We start from the raw sequence: 19,358 nt of genomic DNA, 5'->3' as shown, positions 1-19,358 counted from the left end.
GGAGCATACTAATGAGTATATTTAAAACAATTGAAGAACAAGGATATTATGTTATAGGTGAAATTGGTGTAAATTATTATGATATCGCAAAAAAAGAGAATATTTCACCCATGGAAGCTGCTAAGTTGATGATTGATAAAGCTAAGGAGTCGGGTATGGATGCGATTAAATTCCAGACATACAAAGCGGGTACGATCGCTTCTAAGTTTTCACCTTCTTATTGGGATACTTCTGAAGAGTCAACCACCTCACAATATGAATTGTTTAAAAAATTCGACTCTTTTGGTTATGAAGAATACAAAGAGCTTTCAGATTATAGCAAACAATTAGATATCGAATTTTTCAGTACTGCCTTTGATTTTGAATCTGCCGATTATCTTAATGAACTAATGGACATTTATAAGATTTCTTCTTCAGATCTTACGAACTTACCGTTTATTGAACATCAAGCAAAAAAAGGTAAACCAGTTTTAATTTCAGCTGGAGCATCTACTATTGAAGAAATTAGAGCAGCTATTGAAACAATCAAAAAAACAGGCAATAACGATATCGTATTGTTACACTGTGTTTTAGAATACCCTACACCATATGATCACGCAAATTTAGAAGTTATTGAACTTTTAAAAGAAGAATTTCCTGAATGCGTTATTGGCTATTCAGATCATACTAAACCGGACGAATTCATGGACGTTGTGAAAACTGCCGTTGCATTGGGTGCACCTGTTATTGAAAAACACTATACACTAGATAAAACATTACCTGGAAACGATCATTACCATGCAATGGACCCTGAAGATATGAAAATGCTAAAACGTGCCCTTGAATTTCAAATGAAAATTAGAGGGAATAAAGAGCTGAATCTAGATACACAAAATGCCGCAAGAAAGAATGCGCGTAGATCTATTGTTGCAGATACTGATATTCCGGCGGGCACTGAAATTACAAGAGAAATGATTACTTTTAAACGTCCTGGACATGGTATATCTCCTTCAGAGATTGATAAAGTCATCGGTAAAACAGCAAAAAACAAAATAGAAGAAGATAGTATTTTAGAATACGATTTACTAGATTAAAGTTAACGCATCTCAAGCGACGAAGCATTTGATAGTTATTGAATGTGAGATCTAATGAGATGCTTTTTCTTTGATGAATAAAACGAAAGTGAGAGTACCTCATGAAGAGACCGTTTTTCACATTAGTTATGCCCGTTTATAATGCTCAGAATAAAATAATAGATACACTGACTTCAATTGCTTCTCAAACTTTTAAAGACTTTGAGGTTATACTGATCAATGATGGTTCTACTGACTCTAGCAGAGAAATGATTGAAACATTTATTGCAGATAAAAACCAATTTAAATTAATCAATATAGATAATAGTGGACCAGGTTCTGCAAGAAATTATGGGATCAAACAGGCAAATGGAACTTATATGATCTTCGTAGATGCTGACGACAAATTGGTTATTACAGCACTTGAAGATAGGTACGCTTATATTGCTGACTCAAAGACTGATTTATTAATATCCTCATACGTAATGAAAGTATTAGATGAAGGAGAAGTTGTTAATGAAAAAGTTACTGAGGCAGTAGATAGAACTTATCTAAAGCAAAGTGATTTCAAGGATGACTTGTTTAATCTTATGGAAAAGCAATTACTATATGTCGTTTGGAACAAAGTATACAAAGTAGATATAATAAAAAAAAATAATATTTCTTTCCCGCCTTATAGAAGTTGCGAAGACCGCTTATTTAACTTAGCCTATTTTGATAGCGTACAGACAGTAAAGCTAGTAAAAGAAATATTGTATGAATATTATTTTGATGGAAGAGATGGGCTAACGAATAAACATTTTCCTAATAAATTTCAGACCTTCGTTGAGTTCTATGAGAAATGTCTCGAAATTTCACCAAAAGATAATAGAGGATTTAGTGCACTATTCTTAAAGGGTGTAATGTCCAGTATTATTCCGATACATTCAGTTAGTACACTTACTTTTAGGGAAAAGCGCAATTACATTAAAAGTATTCTCCACAACGATAGAGTTTTACAAGCTTCTGAAGATAGTTTGGACAATTCACTAATGAGAAAAGTATTGAAAAATGTGTTCAAAATAAAATCAGTAATTCTAATGTATTTGACTTCTTGGATACTGTATAAGATCAGTAATACATCTCCTAGATTCATTGAAAAAATTAAAGGTAACTTTTAATCAATTAACAAAATGAATAGAGAAATGGTGATAAAATGATTAGTGTAATAATGCCAGTGTATAACGTAGAAAATTCTCTTCGAAGAGCAGTAGAAAGTGTTTTAAATCAGTCCTATAAAAAACTGGAGCTTATTTTAGTTGATGATGGATCCACGGATACTAGTGGAGAAATTTGTGAGGAACTAGCAAAAGAAGATGATAGAATCATTGTTATCCATAAATCAAATGGAGGATTATCTTCAGCGAGAAATGCAGGGTTAGAACAAGCTTCTATGGACTTTGTTTCATTTATTGATAGCGATGATTATTTCGAAATAAACCTTTTTGAAAAGTTTTTTGAAATGAAACAAATGGATACAGATATTTTCGTATTTAATGTGAGAAGAATCAGTGATAAAAAGATACGTAAACTAGACAGTGTTGAGGAAGTTGTTTTGGATAAAGAACAAGCAATTAGCTATTTATTCAATTATAAAGGGATAGACTTTTATGCTTGGAATAAAATTTATAGAAAATCTTTATTTTCAAATATTCGCTACCCAGAAGGTCATTTATACGAGGATATTGTTCCTTCATTTAGACTAGTTTTAGCTGCACAGAAGATACAATTTACAACATACACTGGGTATAACTATATGCAAAATGCTTCGAGTATTGTTAATGCAGATTTTAATCCTATGCAATATGATAATGTTGACCAGCGTATAATCTTACTTGAATTGGTAAAAAAACAATTACCAAAATTAGAATCTTTAGCATACGAAAAGTTGATTGATGGATTTCTTTCTACAGGATATAAGTTATCTATATCAAGTGGCTCAAAACATACAAAAGAGTATTACAATATTTTAAAGAATGATATAAAAAAGTACAACAGTAAACAATTGTTACAAAATGTTTCATCTGCAAAAAAAATTGCATTGAAACTTTTACAAAAGAATTTATTCTTATATGGTAAAATGTACAAGATTTATTTAGGTAAGTAAGGGGTAAATAATGATTAAAATTGCATACTTAATACTAGCTCATAACGATCCTGAGAACTTGAAAAGACTTATAGAAAGACTCAACAAGCATCAAGCTCATTTTTTTGTGCATATTGATCGGAAGACTGATATAGAAAAATTTGAAAAATATCTAATTAGATATGAGAATGTTCAATTCGTTGAACCAAGATACAATATATACTGGGGCGGATTTTCTATTATTCGTGCAGAAATTGCATTAGCTAGGACAGCTCTGGCAGATCAAAAAAGTTTTGATCGATATGTACTACTTTCGGGTGCTGATTATCCGATAAAGTCAGTGGATGATATCTATGATTATTTTGAACAAAATAAAGAAATCGAATTTATAAGAGGTATCAATCTTGAAAAGTTAGAAAATAAAGAATTATTTGGCAGCCATATTGATTACTGGCAAAAGCATGATTACCCGCTTATCCGCAAAACCAATACGTTCTTTTTCAAAGCATTTAGAGCATTGATCAATAAAATTTTGAGGAATTTTAAATTGTCCAATAGAATTCGACATGGTAAATTCGACTTGTATCATGGCTCGCAGTGGTGGGCATTAACCGATAATTGCTTGAGGGATTTGCTTGAGATATATGATCAAAATAAACAAGATTATAAAGTATTTGAAATTATGTTTGCACCAGATGAAAAGTTTTTCCATACACTTTTTTTTAATTCAACATATTCAAATCGAAATCAAATAGATGGACCAGATCAGCCTATACAGATGAATAAACGTGGAGAAGATACTTCTAAACAAACTTCTCAATTAGCTAATATTCACTTTCTGGATGCTTCAATGACAAAATGGTTCACAATTGAGGATTACTCACTACTTAAAAGTAGTGACAAATTGTTCGTTAGAAAAGTTTCTACGAATATGTCAGAAAGTTTGCTAGATAAAATAGACAAAGAAATTTTAAATAAAAGGACTGTTTAGAATGACAATTAAAAAAGTGATGGATAATTATTTATTTAACCCTATGATATACAGGTACGTTAACCTAGTGATTTTTATGGTTTACTTCATACCTAGTGCACTGAATATTGAGAATATACCGATGAAAATTTCTTTTGTATGGGGTCTGGGCGTAGTAGCTTATGATTTTGTTAGTAAAAGGAAAATGCTAAAACAACCTTATTGGATAATACTTGCTTTATTGAGTCTTTCTTACTTAATCTCTGTAATCACTAACTATCCCTATCAATTTCCTGATACCATTATTAATTGGGGTTACCTGATTATTTCCTTATTTATCTTTTATGTATTTGATACAAAAGAAAGTAAGCAAAGTATAGATAAGAAACTGAGAATTTTTAACGATATTTTTATTTATGCTACTTTATTACTTGGTTCGATTGCTATCGTACTTTTCATATTCAACATCTCCTATAGAGTACCAGCAGGCTTAGGAACATTTACGTTAAGACAAGGATTCATAGGTAGCAGATTGTTTGGTATTTATACGAGCCCAAATATTGGGTCGATGTTTGGCTATGTATCAGTCGTATTGATGTTAGTAAATAATCATTTTAAAAGAGGTACTTGGACTAAATTCCAAAATCTTTATGTGGTCAATGGAGTTGTACAATACATATTTTTTGTATTATCAAAATCCAGAGGTACCCAAATTACAATCTATGGTCTAGGGTTTATGCTCTTTTCAATAGCCGTTATATTGAAAATTAGTAAAAATAGAAAATTGGGTTCAGCTTTAAAAATTTGGGGTATTGGCATTGGTTTGTCATTGCTAGTATTTTTCTCTGTTAGTCGTACAGTGGAAGAGACTTTAAGTTATGTACCGTCTAGTGTTGATGTGGTTAAATATCAAGCTAGTAATTTATTTAACAATAAAGGTAAGAGTGATTCTAACGAAGAGGGAGATATAGATAGCGAACTGAATGAGAAGACTACACCACCTACTTTTTCAAAAGTTGACTTAAGACCTGATGAAGGTGGAGAGCTTTCTTCCGGAAGATTTAGTATCTGGATGGCAGGCTTGCAATTAGTTAAACAGAAACCTTTATTTGGTGTTGCAGATACTGATATTTATAGAGGGGTAGAAACGACGAACCAAATTGATGAAAGTCGGTTATCTGAATTAGATATTTCTGAGTTACAAAGAGCTAGTGGAAATATGCATAATACCTACGTATCTGTACTTGCGAAGTCAGGTATCATTGGATTTACATTACTAACGGTATTCGTTGTATTAGTATTAAAAGATAATATTGTTTATTTGTTATCCAAAAATTTCAATATCCATAATCCAAATGATCAATTGTATCTTATTATCCTAGTGTTTTTGCTTTCACTATTCGTAAACGATGTTGTTGAGAATCATTTAATCATGAATAATAGAGATGTTATAGGTTTAGTCTTTTGGACATATTTAGGGTATTTAAATTTTATCAGATCTAAACTACCCAAAAATGAGGAATTAAAATGAATGCTTTCATAGCCTGGACACCATTGCACCTGATTAACATTGTCAATACTATTGTTAACTATTATGATGATATAGAGAACGATTTATATATCTATAATGAATTCGAAGGTGCAGAAAAGCTATATGATAGAGCAATCAATATTGATATTTTTGAAAATGTTTATCTCATCAAACACAATCAAATTAATAAACCAATTATAAAAAATGCGAATTTACTATTTAATTTAAATGGTTACAAACTAACTAAATATTCATATGAGAATATATTTGTGCAGGGAGATAATTATTTTGCAAAATTACTCTATGCTTTTATTAAAAGTAAGAATAAACAAGTTGCTTTAAATTATATTGAAGATGGTATAGGGGCGTATGTTGAATCTAATATCTTTGATCTTAATGCAAAAAAAAATAAGCTTGTTAAAATAATTAATACTAAAAGTATCTACCGTGCTACATTTTGTAAATATTTTGTTTATGAACCTAGTTTAGTTCAAAGTAAAGAACAAAATAATTATGTGAAATTACCTAAATTGAAGTTGGGTACTAAAGCTTATGAAGTGATTTTATTTTTATTCGAAGACGAATTAAAAGATGCGAAGAACTCAAAGAATACAAATTTTATTTTTCTTGATCAACCTTTTCAGGCGGATGGTAGTAAAATTAATGAATATGAAGTTTTCAATATCGTAAAAAGTGCAATCAAAAAAGAAAGTGAATTAATTGTTAAACTTCATCCAAGATCTAGCAAAAATAAATACGGTGAAATTAGTGTTATCAATACAGACTTGCCTTGGGAACTTTATTGTCTTACGAATCAAGCTAATGAAGCTACAATTATCAGTATGGCTTCTTCAGCAGCTTTTACGCCTTCGATGATGTTCGATATGCCCATACCGGTAATATATTTAGCCGAGATAATTAAGACAGAATTCTTTAGTAATCATTTTGATGATTCTTCCAGTAGTTGGTTGGAAAACGCAATTAATTTGGGTGCGTTAATGAGTAGTCGATTGCCAGACGAAATCAAAGTTCCAAAAACAGTAAATGAATTTAAGAAACTTATAAAATGAGAGTATCCTGAGCCTCAAATGAGAGGTTTAGGATATTTTTTTCAATTAAACCGCATTCTAGATTAATAAAATACTAATGACTTGATGAGTTTTGTTATTTAAATTGTCACAATACCTATGTTGTAATCTTATTAATCTACGGTAAAATGTAATTAGATGCGAAAGGATCGTGTTGAACGCATACGTCATTGGGGAGAGATTGTTATTGAAAAAAAGTTTTAAATTTAGAAGTATTATTGTTACTAGTATCGTCGTACTATTAGTACCTTCGTATTTGTCTATAAGTCAAATCAACGTCGTAGCGCAGTCGGCTGATCAACAAGTCAAGTTTTCAGAAGATAACGATTCACTTGTTAGATTGGAACAATACATAATAACTACGGATATTGAGTCGGTAAAAATGAATGAATTGCCAGCTGAATCAGTAGATAGTATTTTTGGAATAGATGGAAAACTATTAAATGATATTTGGACATTTGAAATAACTTCTAAGGAGAATGGCGATTTTATTATCACTGATTCTTTTGGAAATACAGTAAAATATAAGATATCTGAAGATGAGCCTTTAGAGGTAGCATTCGAGCATGCAGATGATAATACGGCTTATAATTTTTACTTTGTATCTTCAGAAAATATTGATCGTTTAATATATGATACAACTCCTGTAGTTTCTGATATCCCTTCAATTAAAGAAGAAAATGTAACAGAACCCCCAAAAGAAATAATAGAAAATCAAGATAACAAGGAAGTAGAAGTTGTTGACGAAACAGAAGATAACGAAGCTGAAGTAGACTCTGAGTCTGCGTCCGAATTAACTTCGCATACTGAATCAATAGAATCAAAAAATAGTGTTGACACTGAAATTAATGAAATAGTTGACAAAGATATAAACCGAAATGAAATGAATTTCCAAGTTAGAACTTCAAGTGTTATTCAAAATGCTACTAGATATTATATCGTTAATGCCGGAGACACTTTGGTCAGTATTGCAAGTAAATTTGGTTTATCTTCACAGAATTTGAAAAATTGGAATAATCTAACGAATAATACAATCACCTCTGGTCAAGTTTTATCCATCAATGGTGTTAATATATACGATCGTATTGATGAAGAGAATAGAACTTTTTCTTCTAAGAATGAGTTCGTACAGTATATGTCTTCAAGAGCTAAGCCTATAGCTGAGGAAAAAGGTAAAGAACAATTATATGCCTCTATTATGATCGCTCAGGCATCACTTGAAAGTGACTATGGTACAAGTACTCTTGCTAAGAATGGAAATAATTTATTTGGTATGAAAGGCACGTACAACGGCTACTCAATAGTTAAAAGAACATGGGAACATATTAATGGTGTAAACACCTATGTTGATGCTGACTTTAAATTCTATCCTAATTTTGCTAGTTCCTTAAATGATAATGCCAATAAACTAAGAAACGGCGTTAGCTGGGACAGAAATTATTACAACGGTACTTGGGTCAGAAATACTCTTAGCTACAAGGATGCTACAAAATGGTTAACTGGAAGATACGCGACTGATCCTAATTATAATACTAAATTAAATACAATCATCAGTACGTATAATTTACTTCAATATGATCTTGATATAGTTAATGTGAATTACGAGGCTGAGATATTGCAGCGGTCTTTCTCTATAGATAGCTTACCATGGGGAAATTCAAATGGTGAAAATGTAGGAAATACCAGTAATCTATACGGGAAAAAAGTAAAAGTTACTAGAGAAAATCAAAATCGTACTTACGCATTTATTCAACTGGATGGTAGGGATTTGGGATGGGTAGACAAGCGTGCATTTGAATTAGTCTTATCAAAATCTGTTGATTACGAGGCGGTTATCATTAGCGGTAATCATTCGATAGATAGCTTGCCATGGGGAACAAAAGGTTATGTTAAACAATTTTCATCAAGTGATTTTACAAATGGACAAATACTTGAAGTGACTGAAGAGACAACAAACGGCGCTTATGCCAAACTATCCCAAAACGGCAGTGTTAAAGGATGGATTGACAAAAAAGCAATTCAAGCGTTTGATTCAGTAAAAGTAGCCTACAAAGCTAAGGTGAATTATGCTGGACATTCAATTGATTCTTTACCTTGGGGTACTAAAGGGTATAAAAATATCGCTAGTTCTTCCGATTATCTTGGTACTTCTTTTGATATAAAAAGAGAAGCAAAAAATGGTAATTACCTTTTATTAAGTTTGAACGGTAAAACATTAGGATGGGTTGATAAAAGAGCGATTGAATCTTTTGAAACAAATTCAATTATTTATTCAGATACAATAAAAAAAGGTAACTACTCTATTGATACAAGACCCTGGGGCTACAGCGGCTCTGAAAGAAAAGAGTCTAGTAATAAATACCTTGGTAGTAGTGTAGAAATTATTCGGGAAACTACTAATGGGGCATATGCATTTATCGCTCAAAATGGTCGAGAATTAGGCTGGATCGATAAACGTGCTTTCAATAGGAAACAAGTTAATTATCAATCTTATATGAGTAACCCTGATTTCTCTATTGATAGCCTTCCTTGGGGAGAAAAAGGATATAAGACTTTAGACAATTCCTCTAATTATATTAACCGAAAAGTCAAAGCTATTGCAGAGTCAAACAATGGTGCGTATGTTTTAGTCATTTTGGATGGTAAATCTCTTGGTTGGGTAGACAAGCGTGCAATTGAAACTTTTGAAACACAGGCTGTTACCTATAAAGAGACAATTAGAGAAAGTCGATATTCAATTGATTCAAAACCATGGGGATATAATGGGTATAAGAATATTAGTTCTAGTTCTATATTAATTGGTAAAGAAATAACTGTACTAAGAGAAACGAAAAATGGTGCTTATGCTTATATTGAACTTGATGGAAAAGGTGTCGGTTGGGTAGATAAAAGAGCCTTTGGTAGAGTTCCAGTTTCACCAAATCAGTACGCTGTGATCAAGAATGGTTATTCGATTGATTCTCTCCCATGGGGAGAGCGAGGATCAACAAAATTGGGAGATAGTTCAAGTTATGTAGGACAAACTGCTAGAATAGTGTTGAAGAGTAGCAATGGTGCATACGCATATGTGCTTTTAAATAATATAGAACTAGGTTGGATTGATATGAGAGCATTAAACACGAATTAAAAAGGAGAATACAATGAAACAAATTAATAAAGGTATGACAGTACTAAGTGTTGCAAGTATATTAGCCGTCAATATTGCTCAACCAATAGTAGTTAGCGCAAATAGTGACTTTTCAATCACGGATGTTGACGAAGAACAAACAGAACAAACAGCAGAAACAGCTGTTCTCAGTTTCTATGAGTGGCTAGAAAATGCTGAAGAAGTAGAATTAACAGGATTATTTGTTTCGAAGGATGAAACAAGAGATACGTATGATACTGTAACAGGCGAAATGAATGAAGTTTTACTGGATACTTATCAAGATAAAGAACTTTCGATTATAAAAAAAGCGCAAAATGAAGATAAGATTTTCTATTATACTGAAATTGAAGAAAATAAGTTAATGTGGCTAGCTGATGATGAAGTTGAATTAATTGATAAAGAAATAGCTGAGAACGAAGAAACTACAGAAGATAGCAATCTTGAAGTGGAACCTAATGAAGAAACTTCTGAAGTAGACGAATCTGTGGATGAAGAGAAAAATCTTGATGATACTGAAGATGCAAGCTCAGAAGAACAAGAAATGGAAGAAATACAAGATATTGAAGAAGCATCAATTGAAGAAAAGCAAGAACAGGCAATGACCAAAAGTTTACCAACTACTGATAAAAAAGCTGAGAGTGAAGCCAACCAAGTTAGAACACTTTCTTCTACAGTTAACAGTAGAAATATTAGATATCAAGCCGATATCAAAATAGCTGGGTATTCTATCGATACTGTGCCTTGGGGTTATGAAGGTTATAGAACAGTCGGAAACAGTGCTTCATATCTAAACAAAAGAGTCGATGTATTAAGTGAAACGATGAATGGCGCTTATGCTAGAATTGCTTTAAATGGTAAAGATCTTGGCTGGATAGATAAAAGAGCCTTTAATATGGTTGCTGTAGAACCGTATACAAGAACGGTAGTATTGTCAGGATATTCAATTGATTCAGCACCCTGGGGAAGTTCAGGATCGTACAAAATTTCTGATACGATTGATCAGATTTTTAACGAAATGACAATTGTTGGCGAGAGTAAGAATAGAGCGTATGTATACGTAGTAAGAAATGGTGTAGGAATCGGGTGGGTCGATAAGCGAGCGTTGGATACACCAAAGTCAATAGATAAAAAGGTAATTACTTCTGAAACACATTCAATTGATTCAGCACCTTGGGGACAATCTGGATATCGCCAATTAACAACTTCTAAAAGTAATTTATATCAAGAAGTTGATATTATGCTAAAAAGTTCTAATGGTGCCTACTCACTAATAAGCTCAAATGGGAAATATCTAGGCTGGATCGATAACAAAGCGCTGAACAATACGACCGAAAGAAAAACGTTATCAATTGTAAGAGGAAATCATAGTATCGATTCATTACCATGGGGAGATAAAGGGTATAAAACTATAGGTTCAACTTCACAATACCTTAATAAGCGTGTGGATATTATGGCAGAAAGCAATAACCGTGCATACGTATTGATTTCGTACAATGGAAAACAAGTAGGCTGGATAGATAAACGTGCATTAAGTATTAATGCGTCATCTTATCCAGCGGTTATAATTAATTCCGGATATACCATTGATACACTACCTTGGGGAACGCCAGGTTCGCAACGAGTCAGTTCTTCAAATAATTACATTTCAAAAACAGTAAAAGTAGTATCTGAAGCTAACAATGGGGCATATTTACTCGTTGTTGAGAATGGTAGAGAACTAGGTTGGGTAGATTATAGAGCAATGGCAAGGGCAGAAGACATGCTAGGAAGCCTTCCAGTAAACTATTCAACCACAATTGCTAAAACAGGTTACAGTATTGACACGTTACCATGGGGTACTGCGGGATATCAAAATGTTAATTCAACTAGTAAATTATTAGGAACAAAAGTTAAAGTAACTCATCATTATAGAAGCTACGCTTTGTTAGAAGTTAATGGTGTGAAATATGGCTGGGTAGATCAAAGAGCACTAGGCACATCTCCAAGTCCGCAGAGTGTTAGTGGGCAGCAAAATGTCTACTATAATGCTGTAATCCAAGGGAATTACTCTATTGATACTTTACCTTGGGGCATGAGTGGATACCAGCAACTATCCCATACAAGTTTAATTAGTGGAAGAACGGTTAAAGTTCACAATATAACCAAAGGTTATGCATATATAAGTTTAGATGGCACTGATTACGGTTGGGTGGATAGGAAAGCATTAGGAGTACCAACAGTCTATATTGATCCAGGTCATGGGGGGCGCTTTAGTGGGGCATCAGTTAGTGGCGTAAATGAAAAAACATTAAATCTATCTACTTCAAAAATTTTAAGAGGTATGTTAGAACGTAAAGGATACAATGTAGTCATGACTAGAACAACTGATGTAGCATTTGCATCAACTCTTTCACCAGATTTAATTGCTAGATCGAGAATGGCTAACAGTGGAAATGCTGCTATATTTATCAGTATTCATTATAATTCTTTAGGTGTGGGTAGTTCAGCGAGAGGGATTGAAACCTTTATCCAGAACTCTTCATATACGCAAAACAGAAACGATTTTGACATTAACGATCCACGCATAAATTCAAGTTTGAGATTAGCTGATACAGCTCATGCTAAACTAATTTCTTATACTGGTATGTATGATAGAGGTGTTAGAGCCCAAAGCCTTAATGTCTTGCGTAATACAGAAATGACTGCTGTTCTCTTTGAATTAGGATTTATGAGCAATTCAGCTGAACTAGCAAAAGTTAGAACAACACAATATCAAGAAACAGCTGCAAGAGCAATTACTGATGGAATAGACCAATATTTTTTAAGATAAGCGTAAAGGCCACAGCTTAAAACTGTGGTCTTTTTCTTATGACTTAATCAAAATAGGTTATCTGATTCAAGTGAAATATGTTACAATATACAATGTAATTCCCTGAGATTAATCTAAAAAACCACCTTAATTCTTTAAATAATATTAAGATATCATTGATAAAGTTAATATAAAATATAAATTGAGAGGATAAAATACAATGAGAACAAAAATCAAAAAAATGCTTCCCCAGAAAGCCATACATTCACTAAAAAGAATGAAAACGAAAAAACAGTTAAATGATTTGTATCAATATGATAAAAGGCGATTTGAAGATTCTGCGTATGGTATCCGAGAAGAACTTACTGAAAATAATTTAAGATCAAAAATAACTTTTCATTATCATGCTATAGAAAAAGGTCTTAGTAATGCTGATATCAGGTTAGGTTTTGGTAAAGCAGCATTTGAGCAATTGTTTTTTTCAATGGATAAATTTATTGAAATGGGCTATTCAACGGAAGATGAGAGATTTCAAACCGCTATAAGCGTTATACATAAATATGTTGATATGCATAAAAAATACAATCATGAAGTGAATTCGGTAGAAGACAAATTAAGACAATATAGTAAGTATCTTTTAAAAGATAATATGGACTTAGGTGGCTATCTTTCTTTTACTAAAGATAAATTACCTGAATTCTCTTCCTTAACTTTTGAATCATTGGCTAAAGAAAGATTTAGTGTTAGAGAATATAGCGAAGAGGAAGTCAATCAAGGTGATGTAATGGCAGCCATACAAATAGCAACTGAATCCCCCTCTGTCTGCAATCGTCAATCTTGGAAAGTCCATTACTTGAAAAATCAGCGATTGATCAATGATGTACTTGATCTACAAGGTGGATTTAGAGCAAATGGTAAAAACTTGAAAGATCTAATACTGGTTACTTGTGATACTCAATATATGAATGGCCCTCATGAAAGAAACCAAGCTTATATTGATGGCGGTTTGTTTGCAATGTCTTTGCTATATGGGTTAGAATCTAAAGGATTAGCAACCTGTACCTTAAACACTAACTTTACAATTGAAAAAGATCAAAAAATGAGAAAGCTCATAGGTCTAAGTGCTTCAGAGAACTTCATTGCATTTATAACGGTTGGAAATTATCCAAAAGAATTTAAGGTAGCAAAATCTCCCAAAGATCCGGCTACCATAATTACGAATGTTATAGTATAATACCTAGTGCTATTGTAGTTGAGATTATCAATTCTGCAGTAGCAAAAAAAGTGTAATAATGAAAAGGTGTAAAATGAGTAGAATAGAATTTGCAAAAAAGAATATCACATATGGTTATATTGGTACAGTCCTAAACTTGATACTGAAGTTTGTATCAAGAACAGTCTTTATATACGCACTTGGAGCTACCTATTTAGGGGTTAATGGATTATATACAAATATATTATCGGTATTATCTTTTGCGGAATTGGGTATTGGGACGGCTATGAACTATAGTCTATATAAACCAATAGCAGAAGGTGATAAAGAGAAAATAAAATCACTCATGAATCTTTACAAGACTGCCTATAGGTGGATTGCGGGTATCGTGGCAATTTTAGGATTGGCTATCATACCGTTCTTGCAGTTTGTAATAAAAGATCCTGGGAATATCTCAAATACGGAATTAGTCCTCTATTATTTGATTTTCTTATTCAATACTGTGACTAGTTATTTTGTTTCTTATAAGTACAGTTTGGCTAATGCTGAACAGAAGAATTATATTCAAACAAATATTCGCACAGTATCTACGGTTATGGTTGTCTTAACTCAAATAGTCGTGTTGCTTTTCTTGCAGAATTTTTTAATATATCTACTAGTTGGTGCTTTTATTGAACTCTTAGAAAAAGTTTATGCCAACTTTTATTTGAATAAGAAATATCCAATGTTGCTTGAAAAAAATGTAAGAGAACTTGAATCTCAAGAAGTAGAGCCCATCAAAACAAACATTAAAGCACTTATTTTTCATAAAATAGGCGAGATAAGTGTATATCAATCTGATAATATTGTTATTTCATCTTTTATCAATATTACAGTCGTAGGTTTAGTCTCAAACTATAATTTACTCATCTCTTCCGTTACACAGTTGATTAATATAATTTTTAATTCACTGATTTCAAGTTTCGGTAATTTAATTGCTACTGAAAGTATTGAGAAGCAGCTTAGACTTTTTAAAGTATACAGGTTTGTTGCTTTTTGGATATTTGGTTTTTCTTCCATTGCTTTTATCACCTTACTTTCTCCTTTTGTGGAACTTTGGATCGGTAGTGAAATGGTCATCAACCAAATGGTTATTTATTTGATTATCATAGATTTTTATGCAAGGGGACATCGTATAGTTGTAAACAACTTCAAAATAGCAGCAGGTGTCTTTGACGCTGATAAATACGTCGCAATCGTTCAAGCGGTAGTCAATCTGGTAATTTCAATTATTCTGGTGCAGTATATCGGTTTAGTAGGGATTTACGTAGGAACTGTCATTCAAGGGTTGATTGCAACAGGTATAAAACCATTTATCGTATACAAAAATGTATTTAATCAAAGCGTGAAAGAATATTACGTAGATTCTGCAGTTTATTTGATTATTATGGCTTTGACACTGCTTCTGATAGAAGTAATCAAGAGTCAGTTGTTATCAACAGTTAATTGGGTTAACTTTGTAAGCCTGGTAGTTGTGGTCACAGTGGTAGTTAATGCGATCTTCTTTATTCTGTTAAGAAAAAGATCTGAATTCAAGTATTTAAAAAATATTATCCTGAAAAAAGAAGGGGCAAGTAATTAATATGGTATGTTACGATCCGCTGGTTAGTATAATTACACCTTGTTATAATGGAGAGCAATTTATCCAAAAATTTTTAGATTCAGTATTGAGTCAAACTTACAATAACATTCAATTGATCATCATCGATGATGGATCAACTGATGGTACTGAAGAAGTAATAAAATCTAATGCGGATAGTTTTAAAGTTAAAGATATCGAGCTAAAATATGTATATCAAAAAAATCTGGGGCAAGCTGCAGCCATTAACAAAGGATTACAACAGGCGAAAGGTAAGTATTTGACTTGGCCCGATTCAGATGACTATTTTTCAAGCGATAGTATTGAAAAAAGAGTAGCATTACTCGAAAAAAATGAAAACTACGACATCGTACTAAACAAAACGCAGTTAGTTGATAGTGAACAGAACGTGTTAGAAGAATTGATTAGACCTACGGAAGTGAATAGAACGCTTTTTGACGATATGATTTTTGAAAAAAATGCGATTTTCCATGGAGGCTCTTATCTTGTAAGAAAAAACGCTTTAATGGACAAATTGAAGGATGGACAAATCATAGAATCACGTGCAGGACAAAACTGGCAATTGATATTGCCTATTGCCTATGGAAATAAAATCAAATACTTGGATGAACCACTATTCTTCGTTTATGTTAGAGAGGGTAGTCATTCTAGAGGTAAAAGAAGCTATACTTCTGAAATAAAAAAAGCTGAAAACCATGAAATGATATTAAATAATGTTATCGATACCTTGGAAGAAATGCCAGAAGAAGATAAAGTTCGCTATAAAAAGGATATTCATCTTAAATATCTCAGAAAAAAAATGAAACTATCTTCTGAATTTCGAAATAGAGCAGGAAGAAATGATTATTTGAATAGTTTAAAAGAAGTGGATTCTCTGACTTTTAAAGACTATATGATTTATTTAGAAGGTTCGAACAAACTAACGAGTTTATTCTTTAGGGTTTTTAGAAAACTTAGATATGGATAACTATCTTTTTTAATATTCACTTTATATCATCAGTCTTATTTTATATACGAGAAGCTACTCTTCATAAATGGAGAGTAGCTTCTCGTATAATTTTTTGTGGAAAATATGAAGAAACAATCCATTTATGAATGGACGTTAGATGAAAATAGTCATCCAACTTGACTGTAAAAAAAGAATTGGTAATAGAGTTAATTGTTAATAAAAAGCCTCTACTAAAAGATTAGTAGAAGCCAATTAATGATATAAATTGATTAATTATTGGTAAATAAATATACGGATATTCCTACGATTTTTAAAAAGTTCACAACTATCCTATTGTATGAAGCTATTTAACTGGTACAATGGTGTAGACTATTTTACATATCTAGTATAAAGAAAGAGGGAACATTTTTGGAAGAGCAAAATAGAGTTAGAAGAAAGCGAAAAGGCAAAAAGAAAAAATCATTGTGGAAAAAGGTTTTAATAGGATTTTTAGTGATTTTCGGAGTGCTAACAATATTGGGACTTTTTATTGGATGGAAAGTCTATAGTGATGTTCAGTCGTCAACCGAAGAGATGTACGCTCCTTCAGATCACGAACAAAAAAGAGAGAAGCCAGTAGTTGTTGATGACGGAAACGAACCTTTTTCTGTACTATTAATGGGTATTGACACTGGTGATATGGGAAGAGTTGACCAGGGACGCTCGGATACTATGATGGTTATGACAGTTAATCCAAATTCTGAAAAAACTACGTTAGTGAGTATTCCAAGAGATACTTATACAGAAATTGTCGGTCGTGGAACTATGGATAAAATCAATCATGCTTATGCTTTTGGTGGAACATCAATGGCCGTTAATACAGTACAAAATTTATTCGATATTCCAATTGACTATTACGTATCGGTTAATATGGAAGGTCTGCAACAAATCGTTGATGCTGTTGGTGGTATTGATATAACACCTCACTTAACCTTTGAACAAGATGGATATAGTTTTGTTGAGGGAAAACGAGTTCATATGAACGGAAACATGGCGCTTGAATATTCTAGAATGCGTAAACAAGATCCTAATGGTGATTATGGTCGGCAAGAAAGACAAAGAGAAGTCGTGCAACAAACTGTTACTAAAATGGCTTCGGTTGAATCCGTTATGAATTATAAAGATATCTTGAATACATTAAGTGCAAACATGCAAACGAATCTGTCTTTTGACGATATGGTTGATGCATTCACTAAGTACAATTCTGCTATAAATACAACCGAAGAAGAACAATTATCTGGGACTGGTAGAATACAAAATAAAGTATATTACGAGTTCATACCTGAAGAAGAAGTACAAAGAGTAAGTACTGTATTGAAGAATGAGTTGGAGATGAACTAATAGAGATAAATTAAATCTATTTTCTTGATACATTTTACAATAGAATGGAATGATAATATGAATATAACCATAGTGGGAATGGGATACGTTGGACTTTCTAATGCCGTGCTATTAGCGCAGAATAATCAGGTCAAAGCTCTTGAAATTATAGAAGAGAAAGTAGAAATGATTAATAATAAAGTATCTCCTATAATCGATAAAGAAATTGAAGAATATCTAGCAACCAAAGAATTAAACTTAGAAGCTACTTCTGACAAAAAAAATGCTTATGGTCATAACCCAGAATATGTCATCATAGCTGCACCAACCAATTACGATGATAAAAATAACTATTTTGATACTACTTTAGTGGAAGTCGTTATTGAAGATGCTTTGAAATTTGCACCAAACGCTATTATCATTGTGAAATCAACGATTCCAGTAGGCTACACATCTTCTGTCAGAGAAAAGTATGATACTGATAAAATTATATTTTCTCCTGAATTTCTTCGAGAAGGAAATGCACTTTATGATAACCTTTATCCAAGTAGAATTATTATTGGAGAAAAATCAGAGCGAGCACAAAAGTTCGCTGATCTTTTAGTTGAAGGTGCTATTAAGGAAGATATTTCAGTGTTGTTAATGGCATCAACAGAGGCAGAAGCCGTTAAACTTTTTGCAAATACTTATCTGGCGCTACGTGTTGCTTACTTCAATGAATTAGATACCTATGCGGAAGTACATTGCTTAGATACCAAATCAATCATTGATGGTGTTGGATTAGATCCACGTATTGGTGATCACTACAATAATCCTTCATTCGGTTATGGTGGTTACTGTTTGCCAAAAGATACTAAACAATTATTAGCGAATTACGATAAGGTCCCAAATAAAATTATTGGTGCGATCGTAGATGCTAATAGAACCCGAAAAGATTTTGTTGCAGAACAAATCCTAGCTAAAAATCCCAAAAAAGTTGGGATTTACAGATTGGTTATGAAAGCAGGTTCAGATAATTTCAGACAAAGTTCTATTCAAGGAATTATGAAGCGATTGAAGGCTAAAGGCGTTGAAGTAGTCGTGTATGAGCCGGTTTTAGAAGATGAACTATTTTATAACTCAAAAGTCAATAATAATTTAAGTAGTTTCAAAGAAGAATCAGATGTCATTGTTGCAAATCGTTTTACAGAAGATTTAGATGACGTTAAAGAAAAGATTTATACTAGAGATTTATATAATTTAGATTAATTAGATTTTATATTGATAAGGATCATATTTTTTTCAAAATAGCAAGTTAGAGAGTGAGATTTAAGTATGAAAGAAATTTAGTATTGATTTAGCTGTCAATCCCTAAAAGTTATAATAGATATTTTTTCATAAAAAAGACGTTAGTGAGAAATCACGGCTCTGTGTCAACTGGTGTTGGTAACATTAGTTACCCTTAAGAAGATCTATCGGTTTCATTCGATAGGTCTTCTTTTTTTAGGTTTCATTTT

Annotated in this window: 13 protein-coding genes; all 13 read left to right on the top strand. The window is 32.4% G+C overall.

Annotation, left to right across the window (positions count from 1 at the left end; translation table 11 throughout):
• Positions 1 to 11 precede the first annotated feature (11 nt).
• On the top strand, positions 12 to 1,073 hold the full coding sequence (locus J5J05_RS01420; RefSeq protein ID WP_208558896.1) for an N-acetylneuraminate synthase family protein: 1,062 nt from the start codon (positions 12 to 14) through the stop codon (positions 1,071 to 1,073).
• Between the two features lie 101 nt (positions 1,074 to 1,174).
• Positions 1,175 to 2,212, top strand: coding sequence for a glycosyltransferase family 2 protein (locus J5J05_RS01415; protein WP_208558891.1), 1,038 nt, complete (start codon positions 1,175 to 1,177; stop codon positions 2,210 to 2,212).
• Between the two features lie 35 nt (positions 2,213 to 2,247).
• Entirely contained in the window at positions 2,248 to 3,198 is a 951-nt protein-coding gene (locus J5J05_RS01410) for a glycosyltransferase family 2 protein (protein ID WP_208558889.1), read from the top strand.
• A gap of 10 nt (positions 3,199 to 3,208) precedes the next feature.
• Positions 3,209 to 4,168, top strand: a complete 960-nt coding sequence (locus tag J5J05_RS01405) for a beta-1,6-N-acetylglucosaminyltransferase (RefSeq protein ID WP_244244561.1) — start codon at positions 3,209 to 3,211, stop codon at positions 4,166 to 4,168.
• A 1-nt stretch (position 4,169) separates the two neighbouring features.
• Positions 4,170 to 5,678, top strand: coding sequence for an O-antigen ligase family protein (locus tag J5J05_RS01400; protein ID WP_208558887.1), 1,509 nt, complete (start codon positions 4,170 to 4,172; stop codon positions 5,676 to 5,678).
• Positions 5,675 to 6,748 (top strand): polysialyltransferase family glycosyltransferase, encoded by a 1,074-nt coding sequence (locus tag J5J05_RS01395; protein ID WP_208558885.1) that lies wholly within the window; start codon positions 5,675 to 5,677, stop codon positions 6,746 to 6,748. The genes J5J05_RS01400 and J5J05_RS01395 overlap by 4 nt, the downstream gene beginning before the upstream one ends.
• Positions 6,749 to 6,953: 205 nt before the next feature.
• Positions 6,954 to 9,893 carry a GW dipeptide domain-containing protein gene (locus J5J05_RS01390; RefSeq protein ID WP_208558884.1) on the top strand — a complete coding sequence of 980 codons (2,940 nt, stop codon included), beginning with the start codon at positions 6,954 to 6,956 and terminating at the stop codon, positions 9,891 to 9,893.
• 13 nt (positions 9,894 to 9,906) lie between these two features.
• On the top strand, positions 9,907 to 12,723 hold the full coding sequence (locus J5J05_RS01385; RefSeq protein WP_208558882.1) for a GW dipeptide domain-containing protein: 2,817 nt from the start codon (positions 9,907 to 9,909) through the stop codon (positions 12,721 to 12,723).
• A 199-nt stretch (positions 12,724 to 12,922) separates the two neighbouring features.
• Positions 12,923 to 13,936 (top strand): nitroreductase family protein, encoded by a 1,014-nt coding sequence (locus tag J5J05_RS01380; RefSeq protein ID WP_208558881.1) that lies wholly within the window; start codon positions 12,923 to 12,925, stop codon positions 13,934 to 13,936.
• 73 nt (positions 13,937 to 14,009) lie between these two features.
• Positions 14,010 to 15,536: a lipopolysaccharide biosynthesis protein gene (locus J5J05_RS01375; RefSeq protein WP_208558880.1), complete on the top strand. Its 1,527-nt coding sequence runs from the start codon at positions 14,010 to 14,012 to the stop codon at positions 15,534 to 15,536.
• Position 15,537: 1 nt separating this feature from the next.
• Complete coding sequence (locus J5J05_RS01370; RefSeq protein ID WP_208558878.1) at positions 15,538 to 16,521, top strand: glycosyltransferase family 2 protein; 984 nt, start codon at positions 15,538 to 15,540, stop codon at positions 16,519 to 16,521.
• A gap of 390 nt (positions 16,522 to 16,911) precedes the next feature.
• The gene (locus J5J05_RS01365) at positions 16,912 to 17,883 is read left to right on the top strand and encodes an LCP family glycopolymer transferase (RefSeq protein WP_208558875.1); all 972 of its coding nucleotides are present in this window, start codon (positions 16,912 to 16,914) and stop codon (positions 17,881 to 17,883) included.
• A gap of 57 nt (positions 17,884 to 17,940) precedes the next feature.
• Positions 17,941 to 19,110 carry a nucleotide sugar dehydrogenase gene (locus J5J05_RS01360; protein ID WP_208558874.1) on the top strand — a complete coding sequence of 390 codons (1,170 nt, stop codon included), beginning with the start codon at positions 17,941 to 17,943 and terminating at the stop codon, positions 19,108 to 19,110.
• The last annotated feature ends 248 nt before the right edge of the window (positions 19,111 to 19,358 follow it).

This window comes from Marinilactibacillus kalidii (assembly GCF_017599325.1).
Classification (GTDB): Bacteria; Bacillota; Bacilli; order Lactobacillales; family Carnobacteriaceae_A; genus Marinilactibacillus; species Marinilactibacillus kalidii.
The sequence above is the reverse complement of the archived record's forward strand: the minus strand, read 5'-3'. Positions and strand labels throughout refer to the sequence as shown.